Origin of the sequence: Rhodopseudomonas palustris (assembly GCF_034479375.1) — a bacterium.
GTDB lineage: Bacteria > Pseudomonadota > Alphaproteobacteria > Rhizobiales > Xanthobacteraceae > Rhodopseudomonas > Rhodopseudomonas palustris_M.
Genome location: NZ_CP140155.1, coordinates 817,865 through 844,376, shown reverse-complemented (window position 1 = coordinate 844,376; position 26,512 = coordinate 817,865). Strand labels below are relative to the sequence as shown.

At 66.5% G+C, this 26,512-nt stretch carries 26 protein-coding genes; 11 read left to right on the top strand and 15 right to left on the bottom strand.

Annotated features, from left to right (window positions below):
* Positions 1–3: 3 nt before the first annotated feature.
* A complete protein-coding gene (locus tag SR870_RS03695) occupies positions 4–1,086 on the top strand; it encodes a D-TA family PLP-dependent enzyme (protein WP_322516698.1) in 1,083 nt (360 codons plus the stop codon).
* Positions 1,087–1,336: 250 nt separating this feature from the next.
* Here SR870_RS03695 and SR870_RS03690 read toward each other — a convergent pair whose 3' ends face one another.
* From SR870_RS03690 to SR870_RS03665, 6 genes are all read right to left on the bottom strand, one after another.
* Positions 1,337–2,569 carry a TIGR03862 family flavoprotein gene (locus SR870_RS03690; protein WP_322516697.1) on the bottom strand — a complete coding sequence of 411 codons (1,233 nt, stop codon included), beginning with the start codon at positions 2,567–2,569 and terminating at the stop codon, positions 1,337–1,339.
* Positions 2,570–2,931: 362 nt separating this feature from the next.
* Positions 2,932–3,849 (bottom strand): SDR family NAD(P)-dependent oxidoreductase, encoded by a 918-nt coding sequence (locus tag SR870_RS03685; protein ID WP_322516696.1) that lies wholly within the window; start codon positions 3,847–3,849, stop codon positions 2,932–2,934.
* 17 nt (positions 3,850–3,866) lie between these two features.
* Complete coding sequence (locus tag SR870_RS03680; RefSeq protein ID WP_322516695.1) at positions 3,867–4,334, bottom strand: MaoC family dehydratase; 468 nt, start codon at positions 4,332–4,334, stop codon at positions 3,867–3,869.
* Positions 4,335–4,421: 87 nt separating this feature from the next.
* Complete coding sequence (locus SR870_RS03675) at positions 4,422–5,396, bottom strand: NADPH:quinone oxidoreductase family protein (RefSeq protein WP_322516694.1); 975 nt, start codon at positions 5,394–5,396, stop codon at positions 4,422–4,424.
* Entirely contained in the window at positions 5,396–6,016 is a 621-nt protein-coding gene (locus SR870_RS03670) for a 2-hydroxychromene-2-carboxylate isomerase (protein ID WP_322516693.1), read from the bottom strand. The genes SR870_RS03675 and SR870_RS03670 overlap by 1 nt, the downstream gene beginning before the upstream one ends.
* Positions 6,017–6,362: 346 nt before the next feature.
* Entirely contained in the window at positions 6,363–7,076 is a 714-nt protein-coding gene (locus SR870_RS03665) for a glutathione S-transferase N-terminal domain-containing protein (RefSeq protein WP_322516692.1), read from the bottom strand.
* A gap of 139 nt (positions 7,077–7,215) precedes the next feature.
* On the opposite strand from SR870_RS03665, the gene SR870_RS03660 reads away from it, so the two are divergent.
* The gene (locus tag SR870_RS03660) at positions 7,216–8,238 is read left to right on the top strand and encodes a methionine synthase (protein WP_322516691.1); all 1,023 of its coding nucleotides are present in this window, start codon (positions 7,216–7,218) and stop codon (positions 8,236–8,238) included.
* Positions 8,239–8,368: 130 nt separating this feature from the next.
* Here the strand turns inward: SR870_RS03660 and SR870_RS03655 are convergent, their stop codons facing one another.
* The 4 genes from SR870_RS03655 to SR870_RS03640 form a co-directional block, all read right to left on the bottom strand.
* The gene (locus SR870_RS03655) at positions 8,369–9,067 is read right to left on the bottom strand and encodes a hypothetical protein (protein WP_322516690.1); all 699 of its coding nucleotides are present in this window, start codon (positions 9,065–9,067) and stop codon (positions 8,369–8,371) included.
* A 300-nt stretch (positions 9,068–9,367) separates the two neighbouring features.
* Positions 9,368–9,886 (bottom strand): xanthine phosphoribosyltransferase, encoded by a 519-nt coding sequence (gene gpt / locus SR870_RS03650; protein ID WP_322516689.1) that lies wholly within the window; start codon positions 9,884–9,886, stop codon positions 9,368–9,370.
* The gene (locus tag SR870_RS03645) at positions 9,859–10,314 is read right to left on the bottom strand and encodes a PaaI family thioesterase (protein ID WP_322516688.1); all 456 of its coding nucleotides are present in this window, start codon (positions 10,312–10,314) and stop codon (positions 9,859–9,861) included. The genes gpt and SR870_RS03645 overlap by 28 nt, the downstream gene beginning before the upstream one ends.
* Before the next feature lie 18 nt (positions 10,315–10,332).
* Complete coding sequence (locus SR870_RS03640) at positions 10,333–11,070, bottom strand: competence/damage-inducible protein A (RefSeq protein ID WP_322518180.1); 738 nt, start codon at positions 11,068–11,070, stop codon at positions 10,333–10,335.
* 209 nt (positions 11,071–11,279) lie between these two features.
* Here SR870_RS03640 and SR870_RS03635 point away from each other — a divergent pair, with 209 nt between their 5' ends.
* The 3 genes from SR870_RS03635 (at position 11,280) to SR870_RS03625 (ending at position 14,783) form a co-directional block, all read left to right on the top strand.
* Positions 11,280–12,698: a circularly permuted type 2 ATP-grasp protein gene (locus tag SR870_RS03635; protein ID WP_322516687.1), complete on the top strand. Its 1,419-nt coding sequence runs from the start codon at positions 11,280–11,282 to the stop codon at positions 12,696–12,698.
* A 155-nt stretch (positions 12,699–12,853) separates the two neighbouring features.
* Positions 12,854–13,798, top strand: a complete 945-nt coding sequence (locus tag SR870_RS03630) for an alpha-E domain-containing protein (RefSeq protein ID WP_322516686.1) — start codon at positions 12,854–12,856, stop codon at positions 13,796–13,798.
* A 151-nt stretch (positions 13,799–13,949) separates the two neighbouring features.
* The gene (locus SR870_RS03625) at positions 13,950–14,783 is read left to right on the top strand and encodes a transglutaminase family protein (RefSeq protein WP_322516685.1); all 834 of its coding nucleotides are present in this window, start codon (positions 13,950–13,952) and stop codon (positions 14,781–14,783) included.
* Positions 14,784–14,901: 118 nt separating this feature from the next.
* Here the strand turns inward: SR870_RS03625 and SR870_RS03620 are convergent, their stop codons facing one another.
* A complete protein-coding gene (locus SR870_RS03620; RefSeq protein WP_322516684.1) occupies positions 14,902–17,097 on the bottom strand; it encodes a methyl-accepting chemotaxis protein in 2,196 nt (731 codons plus the stop codon).
* Positions 17,098–17,501: 404 nt separating this feature from the next.
* Here SR870_RS03620 and SR870_RS03615 point away from each other — a divergent pair, with 404 nt between their 5' ends.
* The 4 genes from SR870_RS03615 to SR870_RS03600 all read left to right on the top strand — a co-directional run bounded on the left by SR870_RS03615 (position 17,502) and on the right by SR870_RS03600 (position 21,184).
* Positions 17,502–18,248 carry a peptidase gene (locus SR870_RS03615; protein WP_322518179.1) on the top strand — a complete coding sequence of 249 codons (747 nt, stop codon included), beginning with the start codon at positions 17,502–17,504 and terminating at the stop codon, positions 18,246–18,248.
* Positions 18,249–18,498: 250 nt separating this feature from the next.
* Complete coding sequence (locus tag SR870_RS03610) at positions 18,499–19,014, top strand: GNAT family N-acetyltransferase (RefSeq protein WP_322516683.1); 516 nt, start codon at positions 18,499–18,501, stop codon at positions 19,012–19,014.
* Positions 19,015–19,118: 104 nt separating this feature from the next.
* A complete protein-coding gene (locus tag SR870_RS03605; RefSeq protein WP_322516682.1) occupies positions 19,119–20,306 on the top strand; it encodes a GNAT family N-acetyltransferase in 1,188 nt (395 codons plus the stop codon).
* A 116-nt stretch (positions 20,307–20,422) separates the two neighbouring features.
* Complete coding sequence (locus SR870_RS03600; RefSeq protein ID WP_322516681.1) at positions 20,423–21,184, top strand: SDR family oxidoreductase; 762 nt, start codon at positions 20,423–20,425, stop codon at positions 21,182–21,184.
* Positions 21,185–21,208: 24 nt separating this feature from the next.
* Here SR870_RS03600 and SR870_RS03595 read toward each other — a convergent pair whose 3' ends face one another.
* The gene (locus tag SR870_RS03595; protein WP_322516680.1) at positions 21,209–22,009 is read right to left on the bottom strand and encodes a class I SAM-dependent methyltransferase; all 801 of its coding nucleotides are present in this window, start codon (positions 22,007–22,009) and stop codon (positions 21,209–21,211) included.
* Between the two features lie 232 nt (positions 22,010–22,241).
* Between SR870_RS03595 and SR870_RS03590 the strand changes: the two genes are divergently transcribed.
* Positions 22,242–22,583 (top strand): hypothetical protein, encoded by a 342-nt coding sequence (locus SR870_RS03590; RefSeq protein ID WP_322516679.1) that lies wholly within the window; start codon positions 22,242–22,244, stop codon positions 22,581–22,583.
* Positions 22,584–22,603: 20 nt separating this feature from the next.
* Here SR870_RS03590 and SR870_RS03585 read toward each other — a convergent pair whose 3' ends face one another.
* The 3 genes from SR870_RS03585 to SR870_RS03575 all read right to left on the bottom strand — a co-directional run bounded on the left by SR870_RS03585 (position 22,604) and on the right by SR870_RS03575 (position 25,042).
* The gene (locus SR870_RS03585) at positions 22,604–23,383 is read right to left on the bottom strand and encodes a hypothetical protein (RefSeq protein WP_322516678.1); all 780 of its coding nucleotides are present in this window, start codon (positions 23,381–23,383) and stop codon (positions 22,604–22,606) included.
* Between the two features lie 80 nt (positions 23,384–23,463).
* Positions 23,464–23,949, bottom strand: a complete 486-nt coding sequence (locus tag SR870_RS03580) for a cupin domain-containing protein (protein ID WP_322516677.1) — start codon at positions 23,947–23,949, stop codon at positions 23,464–23,466.
* Positions 23,939–25,042 (bottom strand): RuBisCO large subunit C-terminal-like domain-containing protein, encoded by a 1,104-nt coding sequence (locus SR870_RS03575; protein ID WP_322516676.1) that lies wholly within the window; start codon positions 25,040–25,042, stop codon positions 23,939–23,941. Before SR870_RS03575 ends, SR870_RS03580 begins: the two co-directional genes overlap by 11 nt.
* Before the next feature lie 191 nt (positions 25,043–25,233).
* Here SR870_RS03575 and SR870_RS03570 point away from each other — a divergent pair, with 191 nt between their 5' ends.
* Positions 25,234–26,484: a NupC/NupG family nucleoside CNT transporter gene (locus SR870_RS03570; protein ID WP_322516675.1), complete on the top strand. Its 1,251-nt coding sequence runs from the start codon at positions 25,234–25,236 to the stop codon at positions 26,482–26,484.
* Positions 26,485–26,512 lie beyond the last annotated feature (28 nt).

The following is a 26,512-nucleotide window of genomic DNA, read 5'->3' as shown; positions in this document are numbered from 1 at the left end:
CCCATGACCACCCCGCTCGCCGCCAAAATCGCCCGCGACATCGGCACGCCCGCTGCGGTGATCGACATGGACCGCGTCGAGCGCAACATCGCGCGGGTGCAGGCGCTGTGCGACGCCGCCGGCGTCGCCAACCGGCCGCACATCAAGACCCACAAGTCGCCGCTGCTGGCGCAGATGCAGATCGCGGCGGGGGCAAGGGGCATCACCTGCCAGAAGCTCGGCGAGGCCGAAGTGATGGCGGATGCCGGCATCGACGACATCCTGATCAGCTACAATCTGATCGGCGAGGAGAAGATGGCGCGGCTCGGCGCGCTGCATGAACGCGTACAGATGATCGTCGCGGCCGACAACGAGGTGGTGATTGCCGGCCTGCCCGCAGCCGCCGCGCGCGCGGGCCGCCCGCTCGGCGTCGTGGTCGAATGCGACACCGGCCGCCAGCGCGCCGGCGTCGAGACGCCTGCCGAAGCGATCGCGCTGGCGCGCACCATCGCCGCCTCCGACGGGCTCGTATTCAAAGGCTTGATGCTGTACCCGACCGAGGACGGCTGGCCGCAGGCGCAGCGCTTCTTCGACGAGGCGCTCGCCGGCATCCGCGCCCACGGCCTCGACGCGGAGATCGTCTCGACCGGCGGCTCGCCGAATCTGAAGAATCTCGGAAAGCTCGACGGCGCCACCGAGCATCGCCCCGGCACCTACATCTACAACGACCGCATGCAGGTCGAAGCCGGCGTCGCGAGTTGGGACGATTGCGCGCTGACGATCTATTCCACCGTGGTCAGCCGCGCCGCGCCGGAGCGCGGCATCCTCGACGCCGGCTCGAAGACGCTGACGTCGGACCCCGGCGGCGGCCTCGACGGCTTCGGCCTGATCCTCGATCACCCCGAAGCCCGCATCGCAAAATTCGCCGAAGAACACGGCTTCCTCGACCTCTCCCGCAGCAACTCCCGCCCGGCCATCGGCGACGTCGTCCGCATCGTGCCCAACCACGTCTGCGTCGTCGTCAACATGCTCGACGAAGTGGTAATGGTCCGCGGCGAGGAGATTCTGGGGACGCTGCCGGTCGCGGCACGGGGGAAGCTGAAGTAACATCTTTTCCGTTCGTCATTCCGGGGCGCGAGCGTAGCTCGCGAACCCGGAATCCCGAGATTCGGGGCACAACCGAGATTCCGGGTTCGCGCTCCGCGCGCCCCGGAATGACGAACTCAGATCATCCCTTTGTCATTGCGAGCGAAGCGAAGCAATCCAGCAGTTCCGAGCATGCGGCTGCTGGATTGCTTCGTCGCTTCGCTCCTCGCAATGACGGAACTAACGACTTTCCCGTCGCCCACGCTATGCATCATCGCCCCAGCCACGCCAGCGCGCCCCGCCCCGCCGCAGCCCCCGTCGCAAAACACCCTGTCAGCAAGTAACCGCCGGTCGGTGCTTCCCAGTCGAGCATTTCGCCGGCCGCGAACACGCCGGGCAGATGGCGCAGCATGTAGTTGTGATCGATTGCGTCGAACGCGATGCCGCCCGCGGTCGAGATCGCCCGCGCGATCGGCGCGATGCCGGTGAGCCGCACCGGCACCGCATTGATCAGCGCCGCCAGTTCCGCCGGCGACAGCGCCGCCAATGACACCCCCTGCCGGTGCGCAGCTTCCTGCAGCAGCCCGATCCCGGCCGGCGCCAGCCCCGCCGCCTTGCGCAAGTAAGTCGACAGCGATTGCTTGCCCTTCGGCTTGCCCAGCCGCGCGGTGAGTTCGTCGGCGCACAGATCCGGCCGCAGCGCGATCGTCAGCGTCGCCGCGCCGGCCGCGAGGACGGCATCGCGCAAGCTCGCCGACAGCGCATAGACCGCGCCGCCCTCGAGGCCGCCTCTGGTGACGATCGCCTCGCCGCGCACGCTGCGCCCGCCGAACGACAGCACGAGGTTCTTCAGCGGCGAGCCCTGATACTTGTCGACAAACACATCCGACCACTCGACCAGGAAGCCGCAATTCGCCGGCTTCAGCGGCGCGATCGCGACGCCCTTCGCGCCGAGCAGATCGACCCAGCCACCGTCGGAGCCGAGCTTCGGCCAGCTCGCGCCGCCGAGCGCCAGCACGGTCGCCCGCGCCGCGACCGCGTGCACGCCGTCGAACGTGTCGAACAGCAGTCGCCCTTGCTCATCCCAGCCGCTCCAGCGATGCCGCAGCTCGAATCCCACGCCCTGGGCGGCGAGCCGGCGCAGCCAGGCGCGCAGCAGCGGTGAGGCTTTCATCGCCACCGGAAACACCCGGCCGCTGCTGCCCACAAAAGTCGGCTGCCCCAATTCCTCCGCCCAGGCGCGCAGCGCATCGGGCGGAAACGCCTCGATCGCCGGCGCAAGCCGCGCCTGCGCGTCGCCATAGCGCGCGAGGAATTCCGGCAGCGGCTCGCTGTGGGTGAGATTGAGCCCACCGCGCCCGGCGAGCAGGAATTTGCGGGCGGCCGAACTCATGCCGTCGAACACGGCCACGCGCGCGCCGCTTTGCGCAGCGGTCTCGGCGGCCATCAGCCCGGCGGGGCCGGCGCCGATCACGGCAATGTCGATGTCGAACCTGTCAGCCACGACGGTGGCCTGCGCTGGAAATCATCCGGCCCTTATACACGAACCGGGCTGCGCGCGGAGATTCCGGGTTCGCGCCTGTCGGCGCGCCCCGGAATGACAAGTTGAGAGACGATCGTTTCCCCTCTCCGTCATTCCGGGGCGCTCGCGCAGCGAGCGAACCCGGAATCCCGAGATGTTCTGCAACCTGAGATTCCGGGTTCGCGCTGCGCGCGCCCCGGAATGACGTGTTGAGAGCCGATCGCTTCCCGTCTCCGTCATTCCGGGGCGCTCGCGCCAGCGAGCGAACCCGGAATCTGGAGCTGTTCTGCGACCGGAGATTCCGGGTTCGCGCCTGGCGGCGCGCCCCGGAATGACATCCAGAGCTACATCTTGATGCCGAGCCTCGCCGCCGCCTGCGCGACGTATTTCTGCGTCTGCTGGAACGCGCCTTCCAGCGCCTGGGCCTTCGACGAATCGTCGATCTCGGCAAAATGCGCGGCGATCGCGTCCGGGGTCCATTCGTCTTCCGGCAAGTTGATGCCTTCGGTCTCGATGATCTTGATCACCGCGAACGAGCCCGCGCCGGCTCCCATGATGGTGCGGGTCGGCGCGTTCTCGCCGAGCAGGAACAGCACCGCCGGGGTGATCGCCTCGGGCTTCATCAATTGCAGCGCCTGCGGCGGCAGCAGCTCTTCGGTCATACGGGTCGCCGCCGTCGGCGACACGGTGTTGATGCGGATATCGGACTTGCGGCCTTCCTGGGCGAGCACGTTCATCAGCCCGACGATGCCGGCTTTGGCCGCGCCGTAATTGGCCTGGCCGAAATTGCCGAACATGCCGGACGACGAGGTCGTCAGCACGATGCGGCCGTAGTTGCGCTCCTTCATGCCGTCCCACACCGCCTTGCAGCAGTAGAACGTGCCGGCGAGATGCACGTCGATCACCTTCTGGAAGTCGGAGAGCTCCATCTTGCCGAAGGATTTGTCGCGCAGGATGCCGGCATTGGCGACCATCAGATCGACGCTGCCCCACTCTTTGGTCGCCTTGGCGACCATCGCCTGCACCTGCTCGTAGTTCGAGACGTCGGCGCCGTCGGCCATCGCAATGCCGCCGGCCTTACGGATCTCCTCGACCACGGTCTCGGCCGCGGTCATCGAGCCGCCGGTGCCGTCGCGCGCGCCGCCGAAATCATTGACCACCACCTTGGCGCCGCGCGCCGCGAGGCCCAGCGCATGCGCGCGCCCCAAACCGTTGCCCGCGCCGGTGACGATGGCGACGCGTCCGTCGAACCTGATAGCCATGTGTGTTGTTTCCCGGATTATTGTTCGAAGTAGATCAGGCCGAGCCAGTCGGCCACGAGTGCGGAACGTTTCTCGCCCTCGATCTCGACATTGACGCTGGTACGCGACAGCAGTTCGCCCGGCTTGCGCCACGTCGCTTCGGCCAGCATGAACCGACCGCGCACGCGCATGCCGGCCTTCACCGGCGAGATGAAACGCAGCCGGTCGAAGCCGTAATTGACGCCCATGGTGACGCCCTTGATCTTGGGCATCGCCTCGTAGGAGAACACGCTCAGCATCGACAAAGTCAGGAAGCCATGCGCGATGGTCGAGCCGAACGGCGTCTCACGCGCGGCGCGTTCCGGATCGACGTGGATGAACTGCCAGTCCTCGGTGCAATCGGCGAATGTATCGATCCGTTTCTGATCGAGAACGTGCCACTCCGACACCCCGATCTCGGTGCCGACCAGTTTCATATAAGCATCGCGTTCGATTTCAGCGCTCATTCAGTCCTCGTTGTTTTGCGCTGCATTCCACATTGCGAAACCCGCGCCAAGCGAAATTTTCGCTGGGCGCCGCTTGCAAATTCCGCGTTACGGCAGCAGCGCGACCCGGCCGATCGCCTTGCGCTCGATCAGAAGCCGCATCCCTTGCGCCCATTGCGCGAGCGGCAACCGATGCGACACGTTCGGACGCAGCACGCCCTTTGCCGCGAGATCGAGCAGCGCTTTGATGCGCCGTTCGCCGAGCGCGGGATCGCGCCGCACCGCCTCTCCGGCGCGAACGCCGATCACGCTCGCGCCCTTCATCAGGATCAGATTGGTACGTGCGAGCCCGATGCCGCCGGTGAAGCCGACGACGAGCAGCCGCGCGCCCCAGTTGATACAGCGCACGCTCTGTTCGAAGATCTCGCCGCCGACCGGATCGAACACCACGTCGGCGCCGCGGCCTTGTGTGATGCGCTTGACGGCATCGCGAAACGGCTCGGCGCCGTACAGGATGCCGTGATCGGCGCCGCGGGCGCGCGCAACCGCGAGCTTTTCCTCGGACGACGCCGCCGCGATCACGGTCGCGCCGAGATATTTGCCGAGTTCGACCGCGGCGAGGCCGACGCCGCCGGCGGCGCCGTGCACCAGCAGCACCTCGCCGGTCTTCAACTGCCCGCGATCGACCAGCCCGTGCCAGGCCGTGCCGTGGCCGGCGAGAAACGTCGCCGCCTCGGCGTAGTCGAAATTGGCGGGCGCAGGTGTGAGCTGCGACGCCGCCACCGCCACTTCCTCCGCATAGGCGCCGAACCGCAGCTTGACGATCACCCGATCGCCGACCGTGACGTCGCCGACGCCCTCGGCCGTTTCGATCACGTCGCCGGCCGCCTCGACGCCGGGAATGAACGGCAGCTCCGGCTTGAGCTGATACTCCCCCGCGCACATCAGGATGTCGGGAAAGTTGATGCCCGCGGCGCGGATCGCGACCCGCACCTCGCCGGGCTTCAACGCCTTGCGTTCGATCTCTTCAAGCCGCAGCGCCTCGGGCGGACCGAGTTCGCGGCACACCACCGCCTTCGTCATCAGGCGGCGCTCGCTTTGCGGCGCATCAGCGCCTCGCGCACCAGCGGCAAGCGGTCGTTGCCGAAATACATATCGGTTTTGTCGACGAAGATCGTCGGCGAGCCGAAGCCGCCGCGCGCCATCACCTCGTCGGTGTTGGCCTTGAGCTGATCCTTGATCGCGGGCTCGGCGATCGCCGCGAAGAATGCCTGCGGATCGAGGCCGGCGCGGGTGCAGATCGCGCTCAGCACCTCGTCCTTGGAGATATCCTGATCGTCGCCCCAATAGGCCTCGAACACGGCGGTAGCAAACGGCGCCATCGCGTCCGGCTTGTCGCGCAGCAGCCATAGGCAGCCGCGCATCGCTTTCACGCTGTTCACCGGAAACACCGAGGGCGGCATCTTGATCGCCAGCCCCGCCGAACGCGCCCAGTCGGAAAGATCCTTCTTCATGTAGCGCGCCTTCAGCGGCACCGGCGTCTTGCGCGATTCATACACGCTCGGATTGACCGAGTTGAAAATCCCGCCGACCAGGATCGGCCGCCAGACGATCTCCTCGCCCACCTCCTTGGCCAGCGGCTGGATGTTGTGGAACGCCAGATAGGTCCAGGGACTGGAGCAGTCGAAGAAGAATTCGAGCATCGGGGTTTCCTTTTGTTGTTGTTACTTGTTCAATACTCTCGATCCGTCATTCCGGGGCGCCGCGCAGCGGCGAACCCGGAATCCAGAGGTTCAGGACATCTCGGGATTCCGGGCTCGCGCCCTCGGCGCGCCCCGGAATGACGAACGTTGATGTTGTGCGGGGCATCGTTACCACATCCCCACCGTCGTCCCCCGCGAAAGCGGGGGACCCAGTATTCCAGAGCGATTGAGTTCAGCGACATCTGCCCTGCAATACTGGGTCGCCCGGTCGAGCCGGGCGATGACAGGTGGGGTTGTTGATCGCGCGTGCATCGACGTCGTCCGTATCCAGTGCTCACCACTACTCTCACTGCTGCTGCGCACCCTGCGCCGCCGCATGCGCCGGGCCGTCGACGCCGAACAGCAGCTTGCGCGCCTGTTCGTCCATCGGCTTCCGGTCCTCCTTGCCGAGCGCCAACCCGGCCTGCAGCTTCGGCCGCGCGCGCAACAGCGCGTACCAGCGCTTGACGTTCGGGAATTCGTCGAGGCTCAGCCCCTGCGCCTTGTGGGTCATGATCCAGGGAAAGCACGCCATGTCGGCGATCGAATAGTCGCCGGCGATGTATTCCCGGTCGGCGAGCCGCGTCTCGATCACGCCGTACAGCCGCTTGGCCTCGCGGCTGTAGCGGTCGATCGCATAGGGAATCTTCTCCGGCGCATACAGCAGGAAATGGCCGTTCTGGCCGAGCATCGGCCCGAGCCCGCCCATCTGCCACATCAGCCATTGCATCACGTCGAAGCGCGGCCGCGCTGCGCTGGGCATGAACCGGCCCGACTTCTCCGCCAGATAGATCAGGATCGCGCCGCTCTCGAATATGCTCAGCGGCGCTCCGCCGTCGGCGGGCGCATGATCGACGATCGCCGGCATCCGCCCGTTCGGGCTGAGCGCGAGAAATTCCGGCTTCAACTGGTCGCCGCGGCCGAGCTGCATCGGCACCACTTTGTACGGCAGGCCGCATTCCTCCAGCATGATCGAGATCTTCCAGCCGTTCGGCGTCGGCGCGTAATGCAGGTCGATCATGCGGGCTCCCTTCGCGGGTTGATTTTTGCGCATCCTAGCCCGGCCGCGCCGGCCTTGTCACCTCGGTCTCGGCCCCCTATCCGCCACGCAGCGAACATGGCAGAGAGGGCCGCAACGACGCGTCCCAGGGAGAGGCCCCATGCTGTTTCCGACCACGATCGCTGGCTCCTTGCCGAAGCCGGAATGGCTCGCCGAACCCGACAAGCTGTGGGCGCCGTGGAAATCCTCGGGCGCGGAACTGCAGCGTGCCAAGCGCGACGCGACGATTCTCGCGCTGAAGCTGCAGGAGGATTCCGGCGTCGACATCGTCACCGAAGGCGAGCAGGCGCGGCAGCATTTCGTCCACGGCTTTCTCGAAGCGGTCGAGGGCATCGATTTCGCCCACAAGGTCGAGATGGGCATCCGCAACGATCGCTATAAAGCGATGGTGCCGCAGGTGGTTGCGCCGCTGCGGCTGAAGGGCCGCGTCCACGAATTCGAGGCGCTGGTCGCACGCGCGCATACAAGGCACAAGATCAAGTTCACCCTGCCCGGGCCGATGACGATCATCGACACCATCGCCGACAAGTACTACGGCGACCGCGTCAAGATGGCCTTCGCCTTCGCCGAGCTGCTCAATCAGGAAGCCAAAGCGCTGCAGGCCGATGGCATCGACATGATCCAGTTCGACGAGCCGGCGTTCAACGTCTACATGAGCGAGGCGGCCGACTGGGGCGTCAAGGCGCTGGAGCGCGCCGCCGAAGGCCTCACCTGCGCCACCGCCGTGCACATCTGCTACGGCTACGGCATCAAGGCCAACACCGACTGGAAAGAGACGCTCGGCGCCGAGTGGCGGCAATACGAACAGATCTTTCCGGCGATCGACGCCAGTCCGATTCAGCAGGTCGCGATCGAATGCCGCAATTCGCGCGTGCCGCTGGAATTGCTGTCGCTGCTGCCCGGCAAGATCGTCCAGGCCGGCGTGATCGACGTCGCCAGCGACGCGATCGAAACCGCCGACGACGTCTGCGCCACCATTGAGGCGGTGATGCAACACGTGCCGAAGCACAACATCGTCGCCACCACCAATTGCGGCATGGCCCCGATGCGCCGCGACATCGCCGAGGCGAAACTCGCCGCACTGGGTGCCGGCGCGGAATTGGCAAGAAAGCGGTTCGAGTAGTTCACGGCACGCCTGCTGCGCTCGCGCTCGTCATTCCGGGGCGCACGCGCGGCGTGCGAACCCGGAATCCCGAGGTGCTCTGAACGTCTGGATTCCGGGTTCGCGCTGCGCGCGCCCCGGAATGACGCTGTCAGTTGGCAGGCGCGCTCGGATGCAGCGCGGGTCGATAGCCCGCGCTAAGCGCACGCAGCGTCGAGGGCGGCGTAACTAGCATCGCATTGACGGGGAGCTGGTCGACAGCCTGATAGCCGTCGAACGAGCAGCGCAGCGCCCGGCCCTTCGTGATCAGGTAGCACGCTGGCATCTGTTCCGCCGGCGCTGCTGCCGCCGTGGCCGCAGCGCATGGCGACGCGCCGTCGCCAGCCGCCACCACGCTAGCGCCTTCCGCCACCATCGCGCCGTCAGGTAACTCGCTCACCGCACACGGCAGCGGATGCAGCCGCTTCGCCTTCCCGTCGAGCCGCTCGCGATGCAGCGTCGCGTCGATCTCTTTAGCACTCACATGCACAAGGCCGCTGCCCTTCGCCCACGCCGCGGCGAAGCGGTTCGCATCGTCGCGGCGGCAATAGTAGCAAGGCCGATGTCCCGCCGCGAGCGCGGTCGCTTCATCGAGAAAGAACAGCTCGGTCCAGCTCCGCGTCGCCATCACGTCGCGGCGGCGGCCGCGGAAGTCGCAGACGCAGGTGATCCAGGCCGGGCTCGACCAGCGCCGCGTCAGCAGCGTCTTGGTCGCGGGATCGTGGATGATGCCGCGATTGCCGGTGAACAGCCCGCGGCTCGCCACCGCGACGATGTCGCCGAACGGCGTCACGCGGTTCTGCAGCGGCATGGTCGGCTCCACAAACACAAGACGAGGCCTGTCTCAGAGCGTCATCGCGATCCCGCGCGTGGCAGGACCTCTCCCCGCGCCCGGCCTGCTCCTTCTCCCCGCCTGCGGGGAGAAGGGTGGGATGAGGGGGCGTCTCGCCGCAGCCGAGCGTCGCGATGTCATCACCAGCGCGCGGCGTGCGCCACCCGAAAAGCTCAGACTCGTGGAGGCGCCCCCTCACCCGGATTGCTGCGCAATCCGACCTCTCCCCGCCCGCGGGGAGAGGTTAGTCCGCGCCGCGCGCCACAATGCCGACCGCCCCTACGCCGCGCCGTCCTTCAGCGGCGGCTGGAAGCTCAGGCCGGTGTCCCACGGAAAGAAGATCCAGGTGTCCTGCGAGACTTCGGTGATGAAGGTGTCGACCAGCGGCTTGCCCATCGGCTTGGCGTAGACGGTGGCGAAGTGCGCGTCGGGCAGCAGGTCGCGGACCATCCGGCCGGTCTTGCCGGTGTCGACCAGATCGTCGACGATCAGCAATCCCTTGCCGGTGCCGTGGCCCAGCGCGGCGGTGTGTTCGGAGACGCCTTTCAGCACCTGCAAATCGCCCTGTTTGTCATGGGCGTAGCTCGCCACGCAGATCGTGTCGATCACCCGCAGTCCGAGTTCGCGCGCCACGATCGCCGCCGGCACCAGCCCGCCACGGGTGATCGCGATCACCGCACGAAACGGCCCGACCTCGTTCAGCCGCCAGGTCAACGCCCGGCAATCGCGATGAAACTGGTCCCAGGAGACCGGAAACGGCCGCCGCTCTGCTATGCCGGCCTCGAAGCCGCTGTCCATGCCGTCTCCGTCATCCTGCGGATCACCGCGGTCGCGGTGCCGGTCGCCACGACCCTGTCGTCCTGCAGCAATTCGCCGCTGAGCTGGCAGACTTCCCTGCCCCGCAATAGCACGCGGCCGACGCCTTTCAACATCCCGACCCGTGCGGGGCGATGGAATTGCACATTGAGATTGACGGTCGGCGCGAACTCGTCGGGGTCGAGCGTCGCAACCAGCGCCGGCCCCATCGTGTCGTCGAGCATCGCGGCGAGAAAGCCGCCCTGCACGTGGCCGGCGAGATTGAGAAACGCCGGCGTCGCCTCGAATTTCACTTCGATGTTGCCGGATTCGGGGGTGACGCGGAGAAATTCGATTCCCAGGGTGGTGGCGCAGGGCGGCGGCGGCAATCGTCCGTCTGCGATCTTCCAGAACACCGAGTCGCTGTTCATACTCCCTCCGTGCTGAAATTATTCGGTCGCGTGCAATTCCGCCAACATCCGCTTCACCGCGCTCATCGCCTGCTGCAATTTTTCGGCGTCGCGCGAGCGGACCACCAGATTCGTATTCGGTTTGCGTCCCTCGTCGAGGAACGGGTAGCTGCCGATCATCGTCTCCGGATGAGCCGCGGCGATCTCCCGCAACGGTCCGCCGATGTCGCCTTCGCGCGCATTGGCCTGCACCGATTCGGACAGCATCTTCACTCCGGACTTCAATTTCGGCGCGACGATGTCCATCATCGCCTGCATGATCGACGGCACCCCGGCCATCACGATGACATTGCCGATCTTGAATCCCGGGGCGATGATGGTGGCGCTCTGGATCAGTTCGGCGCCGTCGGGAATCCGCGCCATCCGCAACCGAGCCTCGTTCAGTTCCGCTTCGGAGAATCGTTCGCGGAACCTCGCCAGCACCTCGGGGTGATAGCCGATGCCGACGCCGAACGCCTTCGCCACGCAGTCGGCGGTGATGTCGTCATGGGTCGGGCCGATTCCGCCGGTCGTAAACACATAGGTGTAGCTGCCGCGCAGCGCGTCCAGCGCCTCGACGATCGCCTCCTCGTCGTCGGCGACAACCCGCACTTCGCGCAGGTCGATGGCGATATTGGTAAGGTATTCAGCGATGAAGCCGATGTTCTTGTCCTTGGTGCGGCCGGACAGGATCTCGTCGCCAATCACCAGGATACCCGCCGTGACGATGTCGCTCATGACTTTCCTTGTCCTCCCGGCCGTGCCCGGACCGTCTGATCTTACCGACTGACGCTTTAATGTGCAGCGCTTCGCCGTTTTCCGGGCAGCATCATGGACCGGCGCGAGAAATCGGTCCACTCCATCCATATCGCGCTGGTCCGGCCCTTGCTACCATCCTGTTCCGTGCTGCACTCTGGCGCGAACACCTCTGGAATCAATTTGGCGACATGGCAGTTGCGTTCGATGAAATGAACGGCCCCGGCGGCGAGCTTCGTCAGGCCTATCAGGAATTATCCCGCTGGCTGAGCGAGACGCCGCCCGAGTCTCTCACCCATCGGCGTCAGGAAGCCGAGCTGCTGTTCCGCCGGATCGGCATCACCTTCGCGGTCTATGGCGACGCCGAGGCGCAGGAGCGGCTGATCCCGTTCGACGTCATCCCGCGCATCCTGTCCGGGCGCGAATGGGCGCTGATGGAACTCGGCCTGAAGCAGCGTGTCCGCGCCCTCAACATGTTTCTGCGGGACATCTATCACGGCCGCGACATTCTGCGCGCCGGCATCATTCCCGACGACCTGATCTTTCAGAACCCGGTGTTCCGGCCGGAAATGAACGGCCAGGCGGTGCCGCACGACGTCTACGTCCACATCGCCGGGATCGACATCGTCCGGGTCGACGACGAGAATTTCTACGTGCTCGAAGACAACGCCCGGACGCCGTCCGGCGTGTCCTACATGCTGGAAAACCGCGAAGTCATGATGCGGCTGTTTCCGGACCTGTTCGCGCGGCACCGCATCGCGCCGGTCGAGCGCTATCCGGACGAGCTGCTGACGGCGCTGCGTTCGGTGGCGCCGGCGCATTCCTCGTCGGAACCGACCGTCGCGCTGATGACACCCGGCGTCTACAATTCGGCCTACTACGAACACTCGTTTCTGGCCGACAAGCTCGGCGTCGAGCTGGTCGAGGGCCGCGATCTCGTCGTCAAGAACGACGAGGTGTTCATGCGCACCACCGAGGGCCTGAAACGGGTCGACGTGATCTATCGCCGGGTCGACGACGACTTCCTCGACCCCCTGACCTTCCGCCCGGATTCCGCGCTGGGCGTGCCCGGGCTGATGTCGGCCTACCGCGCCGGCAACGTCACGCTGGCCAATGCGGTCGGAACCGGCATCGCCGACGACAAGGCGGTCTACAGCTACATGCCGGACATCGTGAAGTTCTATCTCGGCGAAGAGCCGATCCTGAAGAACGTGCCGACCTGGCGCTGCCGGGAGCCGGCCGACCTCGCTTACGTGCTCGATCATCTGTCCGAACTGGTGGTCAAGGAAGTCCACGGCTCCGGCGGCTACGGCATGCTGATCGGCCCGGCCGCCACCAAGGCGACGATCGAGGCGTTCCGCGACAAGCTGAAGCGCGAGCCGGAAGGCTTCATCGCGCAGCCGACGCTGGCGCTGTCGACCTGCCCGACCTGCACCGAAGCCGGCCTCGCACCGCGCCACGTCGATCTGCGCCCGTTCGTGCTGACCGGCCGCGACCGTGTCACCATCGTCCCCGGCGGCCTCACCCGCGTCGCGCTGAAGGAAGGCTCGCTGGTGGTGAACTCCAGCCAGGGCGGCGGCACCAAGGACACGTGGGTGCTGGATGAGTAAGCTCGCCGAAGTCGCTCACCGCTTCAACGACCGCTGCCTGCCCCCCTCCCCCTTGTGGGGAGGGGTCGGGGGTGGGGGTCCACAACGGAAGCCTCGCTTGTTGCCACCCCCCACCCCGACCCTCCCCCGCAAGGGGGGAGGGAGGAAAAGAAACCATGCTGTCGCGTACCGCTGAAAACCTGTTCTGGCTCGCCCGCTACGTCGAACGCGCGGAGTATCTGGCGCGGACCATCGACGCGACGCTGCGCGTCACCGCTTTGCCGAACACCTATTCCGGCCAGGGCAACGAGTGGGATTCGGCACTGCTGACCGCCGGCGTCGCCGGCAGTTTCTACAAGCACTACGACGAGGCCAACGAGACCAATGTGGTCGAGTTTCTGTCGTTCGCCGCCACCAACCCGTCGTCGATCCGCAGTTGCATCGAGGCCGCGCGGCTGAATGCGCGCTCGGTCCGCACCGCGCTGACCGGCGAGATGTGGGCGACCATCAACAGCGCCTGGATCGAGCTGCAGGAAAACTGGAGCAAGGGCACCAAGACCCGCGAGCAGCTCACCGGCTTCCTGCGCTTCGTGCAGGAGACCTCGCTGCGGTTCGACGGCTCGGCCTACCGCACCATGCTGCGCAACGACGCCTACTGGTTCTCCCGGCTCGGCGTTCACCTCGAACGCGCCGACAACACCGCACGGATTCTCGACGTCAAATATCATCTGCTGCTGCCCGAGCAGGAACATGTCGGCGGCCCGCTCGATTACTATCAATGGTCGTCGATCCTGCGCTCGGTGTCGGCGCTCACCGCCTATCACTGGGTGTATCGCCAGACGCTGAAGCCGTGGCTGATCGCGGATCTCTTGATCCTCAACGACTCGCTGCCGCGCTCGCTCGCCTCCTGCTACGGCAATCTGGTGCGCAACCTCGACCAGATCGGCGTCGCCTATGGCCGCCAGGGTCCGGCGCAGCGCCACGCCCGCGGCATCCGCAACCGGCTCGAACATTCCGAGATGGAAGACATCTTCCAGCGCGGCGTGCACGAATTCATCCAGGAGTTCCTCGCCGACAACAGCCGCCTCGGTGAGATCGTCGCCAAGCAATACCTGATCTAAAGCATGGTACAGCCACGCAAATCCGGGTTTCCGGGCGAAATCATGCGGACGCGACAAATCCGCGAACAACGGCGATTGACGACGCGTCCTCGCGCCCGAGCCTGATATAGTCCGCCGCGCCACCGCGCCGCGACGACCGGAATGCCGACCCATGCGCCTGCGAATTTCCCACACCACGACCTATCGCTACGAGCCCGCCGCCACCGGCGTGATCCAGGTGCTGCGGCTGACGCCCGGCAGCCATGACGGCCAGTATGTCGCCGACTGGCAGATCGACGTCTCGGCCGATGTCCGGCTCGACATGCACTACGATGCGTTCGGCAACGCCACCCACGTGCTGACGATCGGCGCGACCGAGGACCTCACCATCACCGCGGAAGGGCTGATCGAGACCATCGACACCGGCGGCGTGATGCGCGGCACCGACGAGCGGTTTCCGCCGCAACTGTTCCTGCGCTCGACCGAGCTGACCGAACTCAGTCCGGCGATGGCCGCCTTCACCCGCGACATCGGCGGCGCCGAGGGCGACGTCATCAGCTTCCTGCACGCGCTGATGACGCGGATGAACGACCATATGACGTTCGACGGCGATCCCACCAATTCCGGCACCACCGCGGCGGAAGCCTTCACGCTGCGCCGCGGCGTCTGTCAGGATTACGCGCATGTGTTCATCGCCTGCGCGCGCGCCAGCGGCGTCCCCGCACGGTTCGTCGCCGGCCATTTCCTGCGCGCCGACGGCGAGGTGCATCAGCAGGCGGGCCATGCCTGGGCGGAGGCCTATGTCCCGGCGCTCGGCTGGGTCGGCTTCGATCCCGCCAACAGCATCTGCTCGACCGACGCCCATGTCCGCGTCGCGATCGGGCTGGATTATCTCGGCGCCGCCCCGGTGCGCGGCACCCGCTATGGCGGCGGGCTCGAGACGCTGACAGTCGCGGTCAAAGTCGATCAGGCCGGCCGGCACGGCCAGTCGCAGAGCCAGTCGTAGCGGGCACCGGCGAGCCGAACTCGTGCGTTGTCAAAGTGAGCGGCATTCCCGGACGCGCGCAGCTATGAGCGCTCGCCCCGGAAAACCGAGAGGCCGGGCCGGCGACGGCGTGCGCGCGCTATGCCGCACGCACCGAGGTCAGGAACTTGCCGACTTCCATCCTCAGCCGATTGCTATCGCGAGACAGCGACTGCGCCGCCGACAGTACCTCGGACGAGGCCGAACCGGTTTCGCTGGCGCCGCGCTCCACGTCGGTAATGTTGGATGAAACCTGCTGGGTGCCCTGCGCGGCCTGTTGCACATTGCGGGAGATCTCCAGGGTCGCGGCGCCCTGCTCTTCCACCGCCGAGGCAATGGTCGATGAAATCTCCGACATCCGGTTGATGGTGCTGCTGATCTCCTTGATGGCCGCAACCGAACCCTGGGTCGCGGTCTGGATGCTGGAGATCTGCTGGCTGATTTCGCCAGTCGCCTTGGCGGTCTGCTCGGCCAGCGCCTTGACCTCGGAAGCCACCACCGCGAAGCCGCGGCCAGCCTCGCCGGCGCGCGCCGCTTCGATTGTGGCGTTCAGCGCTAGCAGGTTGGTCTGGCCGGCGATGGAATTGATCAGTTCGACCACCGCGCCGATCCGGCCGGCGGCCTGCGACAACTCGCCGACGCGATCATTCGTGGTCCTGGCCTGGTCCACCGCCTCGCCCGCGATCCGTGCGGATTCCTGCACCTGGCGGCTGATCTCGGTGACCGACGATGCCATTTCCTCGGTCGCCGAAGCCACCGATTGCACATTGGTGGAAGCCTCCTCGGAGGCCGCCGCCACCGTCGTGGCCAGTTCTTGGGAGCGTACGGCGGTCGCGGTCAGCGTGCTGGCGGACGCTTCCAGTTCGGTCGATGACGACGACACGGTTTCGACGATTTCGCCCACCGCGCCTTCGAAATCATTGGCCAGCTTCTGCATTGTTTCGCGGCGCAGTGCATCCGCAGTGGCCTGATCCTCGACACGCTGCGCGATGCTGCGCTTGAGATCGTCCTGCATCCCGCGCAGGGCGCCGGCGAGAACGCCGACCTCGTCGGCCTGCTCGATTTCCAGCTTCTGCTCGAAGTCGCCCTTCGCGATTCCATTGGCGAATTCAGCGCATCGCTTGGTGGGACGCGCGATGCTGGCGGCCGCCAAGGTGATCAGGAAGATCGCGATCGCGATGATCACCAAGCCAACGCCGAGCTGCCAGTAGATAGTGGCTGCCGCACGTGACGCCAGCGTTTCGTCGAGTTGCCGAACGCCGGCCATCACCACGGCACGCGGCACCGAAATCACCACGGCCCATGCGGCGCCGGTGCGGCCAATCCGGATCGGGGAATAGACATCGACATTGGCTGATTGCGGGTCGTCCTGCACGATGGCCTTCCCGGCGCGGATGCTGGCCATGGCGTCTGTCCAGCGTGAATCCGACGTGCCGGCGCTCCGGCCGATAAATTCCACTCCGGCGCTGTTGGCGACGGTCAGTCCGGTATCGTTGATGATCGTGACCTTGCCTTTGCCTTCGAAGACCGAACCGTTGATTTGCAGGGCCAGCTTCTGCACGAAATCGAGATTGTAGTCGGCTCCGGCGACCCCATGGAACTTGCCGTCGATCATGACCGGCACCGACATGGTGGCAAGGAAAACCTGACGGCCCTGGACGATGTAGGGCAGCGGGCCGAGGATGTTCTCTTTGCCGGTCGCGCTCGGGTCGATGTACCAGGCGCCCTTCACCAGCCCATTGGGATGCCGCTCGGCGCTGTCATACTCCACCAACGGCTGAACCGCGATCGAGCCCTTGGAGTCGCGGGTCCAGTACGGCAGAAAACGCCCGGTGTCGTCGGATCCGAGATCCTTGCGCCCCTTGAACGAGGCATCATTGCGGTCGAGGCCGTTGGGTTCCCACGCCGAGTAGGTGCCGTTGAATGCAGGGTTGAGTTCGAGGACGCCGCGCAGCACCGCATTCAACTGCGCGCGGCGCGACTCGATCGGAGTGGCCGCGGTTTTGCTGCCGGCAAGGACGGCAAATGACTGCGCCATGGTGCGCGCCGCATCAAGTCCGAGTTCCAGTTCGGACTTGATCACATTGGCCTCGGTGGCAGCTCGGTTCAGCAAGCTCTCTTTGGATTGCTTATCGACCAGATGCGACACTTCGGTGCCGACGTACTCCATCGTACTGCGCGCGGACAACAGGCTGTAGCCGATCAGGGCAATGCTGGTACCAACGAGGCAAGCTCCCGAGATCAATGCGATCTTCAGTTGGACTGATCGCATCGCCTTGAAAGAGAACGTCGCCATTTCGAATCTCCAGATGCCTGAATTGGCTGCAAACCGACTAGCTGTGGCGGGATACAACGATCCATTAATTTGGGGCCACGTAACAATACGAACGCAGACTTGCGGCCCGCGCTTGGCGCTCCCCACCGACAGTCAGACGACGATGCCGGAGACCGACTCGGGTTGCTGCGCCCTGCTCTTCTGTCACGAACGCGACGATGGATTGGATTTCCGGCTGTGCCATGCAATGAGGAGGGGTAGACGGGACGACGAAATTGACTAGTGTTCCGCCGCAGGCGCTTGACCGGTCCGCAGCCGCTTGAGCTGATTCCTGTTCGGGCTGAGCCGCGGCGATTCGGTCCGCGCAACCCGAAGCTTCTTCATCGAAGCTCCCACATGGCTTGATGGCGCAGATCGAGGACGAGATGACCTATTGCTGCGGAGTGCTGGTCCAGGACGGCCTGGTGATGGTCGCCGACACGCGGACCAATGCCGGGCTCGACAACATCTCGACCTTCCGCAAGCTGCACGTCTTCAACCGGCCCGGCGACCGGATCATGGCGGTGGCGAGCGCCGGCAACCTGTCGATCAGCCAGTCGGTGCTGTCGACGCTGACCGAAGGCCTCGAAGATCCGGAGACCGGCGAACGCGAAACGCTGCTCGACTCGCCGACGATGTTTCAGGCGGCGCAGCGGATCGGCCGGGTGATCCGTCACGTCAACGCCACCGAGGCGCAGGCGCTGAAGGCCGAGGAGATCAATTACGAGGTGTCGTTCCTGTTCGGCGGCCAGATCAAGGGCGAGCGGATGCGCCTGTTCATGATCTACCCGGCCGGCAATTTCATCGAATGCACCATCGACACGCCCTATCTGCAGATCGGCGAGCACAAATACGGCAAGCCGGTGCTCGACCGCGCGATCACCTACGACGTCGAACTCTACGAGGCGCTGAAGACCAGCCTGATCTCGATGGATTCGACGATGCGCTCCAATCTCGGCGTCGGCCTGCCGATCGACGTGCTGGTGGTCCGCACCGACGTCTGCGACGCCGACCTCAACCACCGCATCGAAGCAGGCGAACCATATTTCCACGATCTGCGCTCCCGCTGGTCCGCCGCGCTGCGCGCCGCCCACAAGAACATCCCGCGGCCGCCCTACAAGGATCAGAAGTAGTTCGCCGCGATGGCGCATTCCCACATACGAAAGTCGTCTCGCCACGATACGACCCCTTGGTTCACGCACGTCCCCTCCCCGTCATTCCGGGGCGCGCGCAGCGCGAACCCGGAATCCATAACCCCTCGACTCTCGTGGACATGACATCCTCGCCCACGGTGTTCCTCCGCATCCGTCAGGGGATATGGATTCCGGGTCTGCGCCCTGCGGGCGCATCCCGGAATGACGAACGTAGAGGCGGGGCGCTGCCATGACGACCGCCGCTACTCTCTGGCGCCAGATGACCGCCGCCGATCTCGCCGCGGTGAATGCCATCGCCGCACAGGTCCACGTCGCCTTTCCGGAAGACGCCGCGATCTTCGCCGAGCGTCTCGCGCTCTATCCCACCGGCTGCTACGTGCTGGATCGCGAGCGCGACGGCATCGGCGGCTACGTCGTCAGCCATCCGTGGCGGATCGCCGAGCCGCCCGCGCTCGACACGCTGCTCGGCAGCCTGCCCTCGCCGGCCTCGACCTACTACATCCACGACGTCGCGTTGCTGCCGCACGGCCGCGGCAACGGCGCCGGCGCGGCGCTGGTTGCGCTGCTGCTGCGACATGCCGTCGCGGTGGGGCTGGACACCATCTCGCTCGTCGCCGTCAACGGATCGGTCCCGTTCTGGCGCAGCCAGCGGTTCGAGGTGATGGAAAATCACGCTCTGGCCCGGAAACTCGCGAGCTACGGGGTGGACGCCCGCTACATGGTTCGCACCGCAGAGACGGGTTAACTCTATCGCCCGATGCCGACGGCGAAAGGCGCTCGCAGCGGTTATATCATCGACGCCGCGCCCCGGTCGCGTGCATCGGAATCGATAGACCACTGGAGTTCCATATGATCAGCAATGCCGGCGCGGCGGGTGCCGACGGCGAGCGTCTGGAGATCGTCCGGACCGCCGAACGGCTGCGCGAGATCGGCCCGCTGTGGGAAATGCTGTGGCACGACGCCGGCGCGTTGGTGTTTCAGAGCCATGACTGGACCGCCGCGTGGTGGAATGCGGTGCCCGACCGCAAGCGCCGCGAATTGTCGATCGTACTGGCGTGGCGACACGACACGCTCGTCGCGGTGCTGCCGCTGGCGACCTGCCGCTGGTACGGCGTCCGCGTGCTGGAATGGGCCGCCAAGGACTACTCCGACTATTGCGACGCGCTGCTGCGTCCGGGCGTCGACCCGGCGGTGGTGCAGCGGATGTGGGACTATCTCGATCAGCAGGGCGGTTTCGACGCCGCGTATCTCGGCCATGTGCTGCCGGCGGCGGTCGTGAACACGCTGACCGCACGGACCGACGGAGGCGGCGTCGCGCTGCGGCCCCATCACCGGCAGGCCACCAGCCTGCGCGTGGTCGGCCCGTGGAGCAACAGCCAGGCCTGGTTCGATTCGCATTCGGGCAATGCGCGGCGCAACTATCGCCGCGGCCTCAAGAGTCTGGCGGAGAACGCCAAGGTCGAATTCCGGCTGATGTCGCCGGACGAGCCGCTCGGGCCCGCATTGCAGCGTTGCGCGGAGCTCAAGCGCGCATGGTGCGCCCGCAACGGGCTGGTCGCGCCGCTGTTCGATGCCGGTTCGCCGATGCTGGAAGCGCTGGCGCAGGTGCTCGCCGACAAGAAGCTGCTGCACGTGTTCGTGCTGGAGCGCGACGGCGTGATCGTCGCGATGACGGTGAACCTGATGCAGCACGACACCATGATGGCCTATGTCACCACCTACGACGCCGCGTTCGAACGCAGTTCGCCCGGCAACATCCTGCTGTTCGACTACATCCGTTGGTCGATCGATCACGGCGCGACGACCATCGATTTCCTGTGCGGCGACGAAGACTACAAGCATCGCTTCGCCAACCAGCAGGTCACCCTGCAATCGTTCGCCGGCGGACGCACGCTACTGGGCAAGGCGGCGATCCTGTCGGACAAGGCGCTGCACGCCGTCAACGCCTTCCGCGCCCGATCGCAGAACCGCCCGTCGAAGTCCGCGGCGAAATCCGCCGATCGGGAGGCCCTCGGCGCGCCGGTCGGCGAACCCTAGCTTCCTTTCGGTTCGGCCCCCTCGCCCCGATGCAGGCCGTCTTGTTGAAGCGCAGGACAGCCTCTACGATCCCGCGAACATTCACAACGAACAGCAAGAAACTCCGGGGAGAGCCAATGTCCGACACCAAGAAGATCGCCATCGTCACCGGCGCGGGCACCGGCGTCGGTCGCGCCGCGTCGCTGGCGCTGATGCAGATCGGCTTCACCGTCGTGCTCGCCGGCCGCAGGCTCGCACTGCTGCAGGAGACGCAGAAGCTCGGCGAAGGCATCGGCGACAGTCTCCCGGTGCAGGCCGACATGACCGATCCCGCCTCGATCGCCGCATTGTTCGACAAGACGGTCGCGAGCTACGGCCGGCTCGATCTGCTGTTCAACAATGCCGGCATGGGCGCGCCGCCGGTGCCGTTCGAGGAGCTGTCGCTGGCGCAATGGCAGGCGGTGGTCGACACCAACCTCACCGCGCCGTTCCTGTGCACCCAGCACGCCTTCCGCATCATGAAGGACCAGTCGCCGCGCGGCGGCCGCATCATCAACAACGGCTCGATCTCGGCGCATGCGCCGCGGCCGTTCTCCGCCGCCTACACCTCGACCAAGCACGCCATCTCCGGGCTCACCAAGGCGTGCAATCTCGACGGCCGCGCCTATGATATCGCGGTCGGCCAGATCGACATCGGCAATGCCGCGACCCCGATGACCGACCGCATGGTCGACGGCCCCGGCGTACTGCAGCCGGACGGCTCGACAAGGCACGAGCCGCGGATGGACGCCAAGGCGGTCGGCGACGCCGTGGCCTACATGGCCGGCCTCCCGCTCGACGCCAACGTGCTGTTCATGACGGTGATGGCCACCAAGATGCCGTTCGTCGGCCGCGGCTGATACGCAAGACGCGGCGCGCAGCCTTCACACCGGCCGGGTGAGCGCCTTCAGCGCCGCGGACAAATGGCTGCGGACCTGCAGCGCGCGGCGCAGCGGATCGCGCTGCCCGGCCAGCTCGGCATCGCGTCGCTCGAACGCGCTGTCGCGAACCGGCGCGAGCGTCGCGATCGAGCTCGGCTCGGCGGAGCGTGGCGCAAAGTCGACCGCCGCCAGATCGCCGGGCGAAAGATCCTCCCGCATCGACAACCGGGCGAGCTGGGCGCGGGCGTGGTTCCGTCCCGCCTGCTCCGGCGCCAGCTCCGGCTTCTGCGCCACGGCGACGGCATCGCGCCAGATGTTGCTTCGATACACCTGACGCCGCTGCACGTTGGCATCGATCACGACGAGGCCCGCGGCCTGCGCCAACGCCGGAAGCCCATCGGGGTTGTAGCGGAAACAATCTTCCGGATAGCGATGCACATGTCCGGCGCTGGGGGCAGCCAGGAAGGCAAGCCCGCGCGGACGCAGGACGCGGGCGATTTCCTGAACCAGACGCCAGGGATGGCGGGTGTGCTCCAGCACCTGACTGCACAGCACGACATCCAGACTGTCGTCCGCAATCGCGGTCCAATCGTAACCATCGGACACGACCAGATCGACATTCGGTCCCGGCTCGATGTCCATGCCGACATACGACCACCCGCGCCTCACGACGTCCGGCCGATGGGTGTCGGCGCCGTCGATGGCGCAGCTTCCCACGTCCATCACCGAGAGCGGCCGGCCGACATGCGCCGGCAGATACACGTCGAGAAAAACCCGGAACTTGTCCAACGCCGATTGATGCATGCGATCCGCCCACCGTCTCTTGTTTCTTCGGAAACAGTCAGAAACATTAGGCGGTCTGCTTCGCATCTCCAACCGGCATCATCGCCACAGCCCTCGGCAGCTCACACGTTCGATTTGGGCGAGGTCGTCCGGCACCGCCGTCGCCGCCGGTTGCGTTCGGCATTGACGACGCTGAGAAAGCGGAGAAGATCACACGGACCACACGACACCGGCGACTGACGGAGACACCATCATGACGACCTGTAGCGAGAGTCACCACGCCAACCACGATCATCAGCACGGTCCCGCCTGCGGCCACACCGCGGTCAAGCACGACGGCCATGTCGACTATCTGCACGACGGCCATCTGCATCACATGCACGGCGACCATGTCGACGAGCACGTCATCGCCGTCAGCGACACCAATCCGGTGCAATGCACGCCGCAGACCGCCTGCGCCGGCCACACCCACGGCCCCGGCTGCGGCCACGAGGCGGTGCCGCACGGCGATCATGTCGATTATCTGGTCGACGGCCGCCTGCACCATCCGCACGCCGGCCATTGCGACGACCACGGCCCGATCGAACTCGCCTGAGTTCTGGACCTGCCCGGCGGCTACCAGCTGATGGCGTAGCTGCCGGTGTAGGGGCCGCCGCCCGGCAGCACGTTCTTGGTGCCGAGCAATTCCTGCAGCGCCGGGATATCGGCGGTCGTCTTGGTGCCCCTGCCGCTCCAGCCGATGCCGTTGGACGAGACGCTGAACTCGTTGGTGGTCTGCACCAGGCCCGGGTCGTCGATCCCGGTGATCTTCATCTTGCCCTGCTGCGCCGCCGAGAGTTCGTTCTCGTATCTGGCGATCACATCGTTCCAGCCGTCGGACTCCGGCAGCGTGCCGTTCGCCAGTCCGTCCTTCATCCGCGCGATCGCTTCGGGATAGCTTTCGAGCACCGTCTCGACGTGACCCGACAGCGCGTCGTCGAGCGTCTTCGGCTGGGCGTCGTAGAGGCTCTGAAGCGTCTGCACGACATGGTAGACATTCTGCTCGGCGGTGCTCAGGCCCGAAACATCGATATCCTTCGGCATCGGCAGTTGCGCGATCTTGCCGTCGCGCACCAGCGCGCGGACTTGATCGTCGGCGACGCCCCTGGCGGCGTTCGCGAACGTGCCCGACGCCGCCATGGTCTTGATCAGCGAGATCGCGCCGGCGCCGCCGGAGAGCGTCCCATTCGCCGTGTAGGTCGACAGCGCGGCGGACGAGCCGCCGGCATTCCATCCGCCGAAGCTTGCGCCAGTCGAGGACTGGCCGGCGCCCTTGCCGGAGGTGGACGCCGAGCGCGACAGCAATTGCAGCACGGCGACATCGTTATGGTAAGACGCAGCACTTCCGATCCGCATGGAAGCCCCCGATTCAGAATATGGTCGATCGTTACGTTCGCCGGGTTAATGAATTGATAAGGATATGGGCAACGGGAACCTTATTCCGGGGGCGAACAGGTCCGGATGAAATCCGCCACCGCCGGGTTCGCACGCAGCTCTGCGAGGTCGCCCTCGCCCGGCAGTTGCGGCCGGTCGCGCTCGGCGTTCACCACGCAGAGAAAGCCGAGGCAGTCGCCGGCATTGGCGCGGAACTGGTGCCAGGTCATCGGCGGAATGAACACCAGATCGCCCGCCGCGACGTCGCCGATCGTGCTGCCGACCAGGCACTGCCCGCGGCCACGATGGATCATCACCGCATGGACATGCGCGTGCCGCTCCAGCGTCGAGTGGCCGCCGTCGTCGACCTCGAAATAGCGCCATTCGCAGGCGAGGTTCGGATCGGCGAACAGCACCTGCCGGGTCACGTCGCGAAACGGCGCGGCGTCGGCCTGCTTGTAGGGCATCAGCGCGACGCCGTCCCAACGGCCGGGCGTCGTCTGTCGGCGGACGCGGGGCTGCTCGTTGCTGGTCTCGTCATTGGCCATGGGCTGCGACCTCCGCGGCGAATTCCGCCGCCTGTTCGCTGAGGCGCTCGCGCGCCGCGAGCAGGCTGCCGCCGATCAGCAGCATCACGTCCTCACCATAGAACGACAACAGCTCACTGACGCGATCGATCGCGATGCCGCCCGCCGGCACCGGCAGGCACGGCTTCAGCCCGCCCCACGCGGCGCGCGCCGCATCCGCCAAAGCGCGGCAGGTTTCGGGCGTATAGGCGAACCGCCCGCCATGATGCGGAAACACCGTGGCGTCGGCGCCGAACAGCCGGAACAGTTTTCCGAGCAGCAGTGGCGGCGCGATCCTGGTCGCTCCCGACAGCGCCGGATGCGCCAGCACCGCCAGCCCCTCCGCCTCCTTGGCGATCGCATGGAAGTTCGACAGCCCGACGATCATCGGCATCATCATCAGCGCGGGGATGTTTTCGGCGCGGATCAGGTCGAGCTGGCGCCGCATGTCGTCGAGCGAGCCGGACACATGCGGCGCATACAATGTCCGTTGTCCGCTCGCCTGGTTGGCGGCATCCACCGCGCGGCCGACCGCGGCGATCCGGGCGGCGAACGGGCTGTAGGCCTGATCCGCAAGGCCGTGATCGTCCTTGATCAGATCGACGCCGCCGTCCGCGAGTTGCCGCGCGATCGCGGCCAGCGCCGCGGGCGCGAGTCCCTGCGGCTTCAGCGCCGAGGCGGTCAGCGCCCGGCCTTGCACGCCGGTCAGCGCGCGGATGCCGTCGATGCCGAGCTTCGGGCCGCCGAACGCTTCGGGATAGGACGGCGGCAGTTCGACATCGACCAGCGCGACGTCGGGCTGGATCGAGGCGTTGCCGAACAGCATGTTGATCAATTGTCCGGGCTCCGCCGGCGCCGTCGCGGACGCCAGCGCGATCCGCACCGCGTAGCGGCCGCTCTCCAGCTCGTCGATCCGCGCGACACGACCGAGAATCGCGTCGCACACCCAGCGGTCGCCGATCGCATCGAGCGGGCATTCGACGCTCTGCTCGATCGCGAGCCCCTGCGCGCGGTCGGCGATCCGTCCGGGCTCGCTCGTCACATGATAGGTCGCGATGATTCGATCGTTCGTCATCCGCTGCCGTCCCGCCGCGCCCCGCCGACGCGACGGCCTCTCTAGCACGGCGCGCATGACAGCGCCGCGATGCGGCGGGCGCCGCGACGCCGTCTCGCGCGGTCAGGCCCTGAGCACAAAGTCGCAGATCGAATTTGCCCCAGCCGTGCTGGTCACCGCGCCCGGCATCGGCATAATGGCGTGGGGGACTGATGCTGCAACTTCAATCTGCTGTTGGAATTTTTGCGCTGCTGATGCTCGCCTGGGCCTGCGGCGAGCACCGTGATCGCGTCTCGCTGCGCCAGATCGTGATCGGGCTCGCGGTGACGATCGGCACCGCCGCACTGATGCTCAAGCTGCCGGGCGCGGCGCACGCCTTCGGCGCGATCAACGAGGCGGTGGGCGTGATCGCCGCGGCGACCCGCGCCGGCACCTCGTTCGCGTTCGGCTATCTCGGCGGCGGCGCGGCGCCGTTCGACGTCAAGGCGCCCGGCGCGGATTTCATTCTCGCCTTCCAGGCGCTGCCGATCGTGCTGGTGATGAGCGTGCTCACCACGCTGCTGTTCTACTGGAAGATCCTGCCGCCGGTCGTGCACGGCATGTCGTGGCTGCTGGAGCGCACGCTCGGCGTCGGCGGCGCGGTCGGGCTGTCGACCGCGGCCAACGTGTTTCTCGGCATGGTCGAGGCGCCGCTGTTCATCCGGCCGTATCTGGCGCAGCTCACCCGCAGCGAGCTGTTCCTGGTGATGACCGGCGGCATGGCCGGCATCGCCGGCACCGTGCTGGTGCTGTACGCCACCCTGCTCGCGCCGCATCTGCCCGACGCGGCGGCGCATTTCGTCATCGCCTCGGTGCTCGGCGCGCCGGCGGCGATCCTGATCAGCCTGATCATGGTGCCCGAGACCGAGCCGCGCGCCACCGGCGGCGCGCTGGCCGATCCGGAGCGGATCGCGGTCAGCAGCATCGACGCCGTGGTCAAAGGCACCGCCGCCGGGCTCGAACTGCTGCTCAACATCATCGCCATGCTGATCGTGCTGGTGGCGCTGGTGTATCTCGCCAACGCGGCTCTCGGCATTCTGCCGGACATCGGCGGCGCGCCGATCTCGCTGCAGCGGATGCTCGGCTATGCGATGGCGCCGGTGTGCTGGCTGCTCGGCCTGCCGTGGCCGCAGGCCGTCACCGCCGGCTCGCTGATGGGCATCAAGACCGTGCTCAACGAGCTGATCGCCTATGTCGAATTGTCGAAGCTCGCGCCCGACGCGCTCGATCCGCGCTCGCGGCTGATCATGCTGTATGCGATGTGCGGCTTCGCCAATTTCGGCAGCCTCGGCATCATGCTCGGCGGCCTCACCGCGATGGCCCCGCAGCGCCGCGAGGAGATCGCCGCGCTCGGCCTGCGCTCGATCGTCTCCGGCACCCTCACCACCTGCCTGATGGGCGCCGTGGTCGGCGTGATGACGTAGGCCGACGGCTCGAACGTCGCCGTTCCGA

What these genes read in the sequence shown, in the direction of transcription:
- SR870_RS03605 (WP_322516682.1), top strand. Translation starts at nt 19,119, where the DNA reads ATGATCAGCAATGCCGGCGCGGCGGGTGCCGACGGCGAGCGTCTGGAG.
- SR870_RS03685 (WP_322516696.1), bottom strand. Translation starts at nt 3,849, where the DNA reads ATGGCTATCAGGTTCGACGGACGCGTCGCCATCGTCACCGGCGCGGGC.
- SR870_RS03580 (WP_322516677.1), bottom strand. Translation starts at nt 23,949, where the DNA reads ATGGCCAATGACGAGACCAGCAACGAGCAGCCCCGCGTCCGCCGACAG.
- SR870_RS03620 (WP_322516684.1), bottom strand. Translation starts at nt 17,097, where the DNA reads ATGGCGACGTTCTCTTTCAAGGCGATGCGATCAGTCCAACTGAAGATC.
- SR870_RS03670 (WP_322516693.1), bottom strand. Translation starts at nt 6,016, where the DNA reads ATGCTCGAATTCTTCTTCGACTGCTCCAGTCCCTGGACCTATCTGGCG.
- SR870_RS03630 (WP_322516686.1), top strand. Translation starts at nt 12,854, where the DNA reads ATGCTGTCGCGTACCGCTGAAAACCTGTTCTGGCTCGCCCGCTACGTC.
- SR870_RS03645 (WP_322516688.1), bottom strand. Translation starts at nt 10,314, where the DNA reads ATGAACAGCGACTCGGTGTTCTGGAAGATCGCAGACGGACGATTGCCG.
- SR870_RS03615 (WP_322518179.1), top strand. Translation starts at nt 17,502, where the DNA reads ATGACCTATTGCTGCGGAGTGCTGGTCCAGGACGGCCTGGTGATGGTC.
- SR870_RS03695 (WP_322516698.1), top strand. Translation starts at nt 4, where the DNA reads ATGACCACCCCGCTCGCCGCCAAAATCGCCCGCGACATCGGCACGCCC.
- SR870_RS03570 (WP_322516675.1), top strand. Translation starts at nt 25,234, where the DNA reads ATGCTGCAACTTCAATCTGCTGTTGGAATTTTTGCGCTGCTGATGCTC.
- SR870_RS03625 (WP_322516685.1), top strand. Translation starts at nt 13,950, where the DNA reads ATGCGCCTGCGAATTTCCCACACCACGACCTATCGCTACGAGCCCGCC.
- gpt (WP_322516689.1), bottom strand. Translation starts at nt 9,886, where the DNA reads ATGGACAGCGGCTTCGAGGCCGGCATAGCAGAGCGGCGGCCGTTTCCG.
- SR870_RS03660 (WP_322516691.1), top strand. Translation starts at nt 7,216, where the DNA reads ATGCTGTTTCCGACCACGATCGCTGGCTCCTTGCCGAAGCCGGAATGG.
- SR870_RS03590 (WP_322516679.1), top strand. Translation starts at nt 22,242, where the DNA reads ATGACGACCTGTAGCGAGAGTCACCACGCCAACCACGATCATCAGCAC.
- SR870_RS03610 (WP_322516683.1), top strand. Translation starts at nt 18,499, where the DNA reads ATGACGACCGCCGCTACTCTCTGGCGCCAGATGACCGCCGCCGATCTC.
- SR870_RS03665 (WP_322516692.1), bottom strand. Translation starts at nt 7,076, where the DNA reads ATGATCGACCTGCATTACGCGCCGACGCCGAACGGCTGGAAGATCTCG.
- SR870_RS03635 (WP_322516687.1), top strand. Translation starts at nt 11,280, where the DNA reads ATGGCAGTTGCGTTCGATGAAATGAACGGCCCCGGCGGCGAGCTTCGT.
- SR870_RS03585 (WP_322516678.1), bottom strand. Translation starts at nt 23,383, where the DNA reads ATGCGGATCGGAAGTGCTGCGTCTTACCATAACGATGTCGCCGTGCTG.
- SR870_RS03680 (WP_322516695.1), bottom strand. Translation starts at nt 4,334, where the DNA reads ATGAGCGCTGAAATCGAACGCGATGCTTATATGAAACTGGTCGGCACC.
- SR870_RS03655 (WP_322516690.1), bottom strand. Translation starts at nt 9,067, where the DNA reads ATGCCGCTGCAGAACCGCGTGACGCCGTTCGGCGACATCGTCGCGGTG.
- SR870_RS03640 (WP_322518180.1), bottom strand. Translation starts at nt 11,070, where the DNA reads ATGAGCGACATCGTCACGGCGGGTATCCTGGTGATTGGCGACGAGATC.
- SR870_RS03675 (WP_322516694.1), bottom strand. Translation starts at nt 5,396, where the DNA reads ATGACGAAGGCGGTGGTGTGCCGCGAACTCGGTCCGCCCGAGGCGCTG.
- SR870_RS03595 (WP_322516680.1), bottom strand. Translation starts at nt 22,009, where the DNA reads ATGCATCAATCGGCGTTGGACAAGTTCCGGGTTTTTCTCGACGTGTAT.
- SR870_RS03575 (WP_322516676.1), bottom strand. Translation starts at nt 25,042, where the DNA reads ATGACGAACGATCGAATCATCGCGACCTATCATGTGACGAGCGAGCCC.
- SR870_RS03600 (WP_322516681.1), top strand. Translation starts at nt 20,423, where the DNA reads ATGTCCGACACCAAGAAGATCGCCATCGTCACCGGCGCGGGCACCGGC.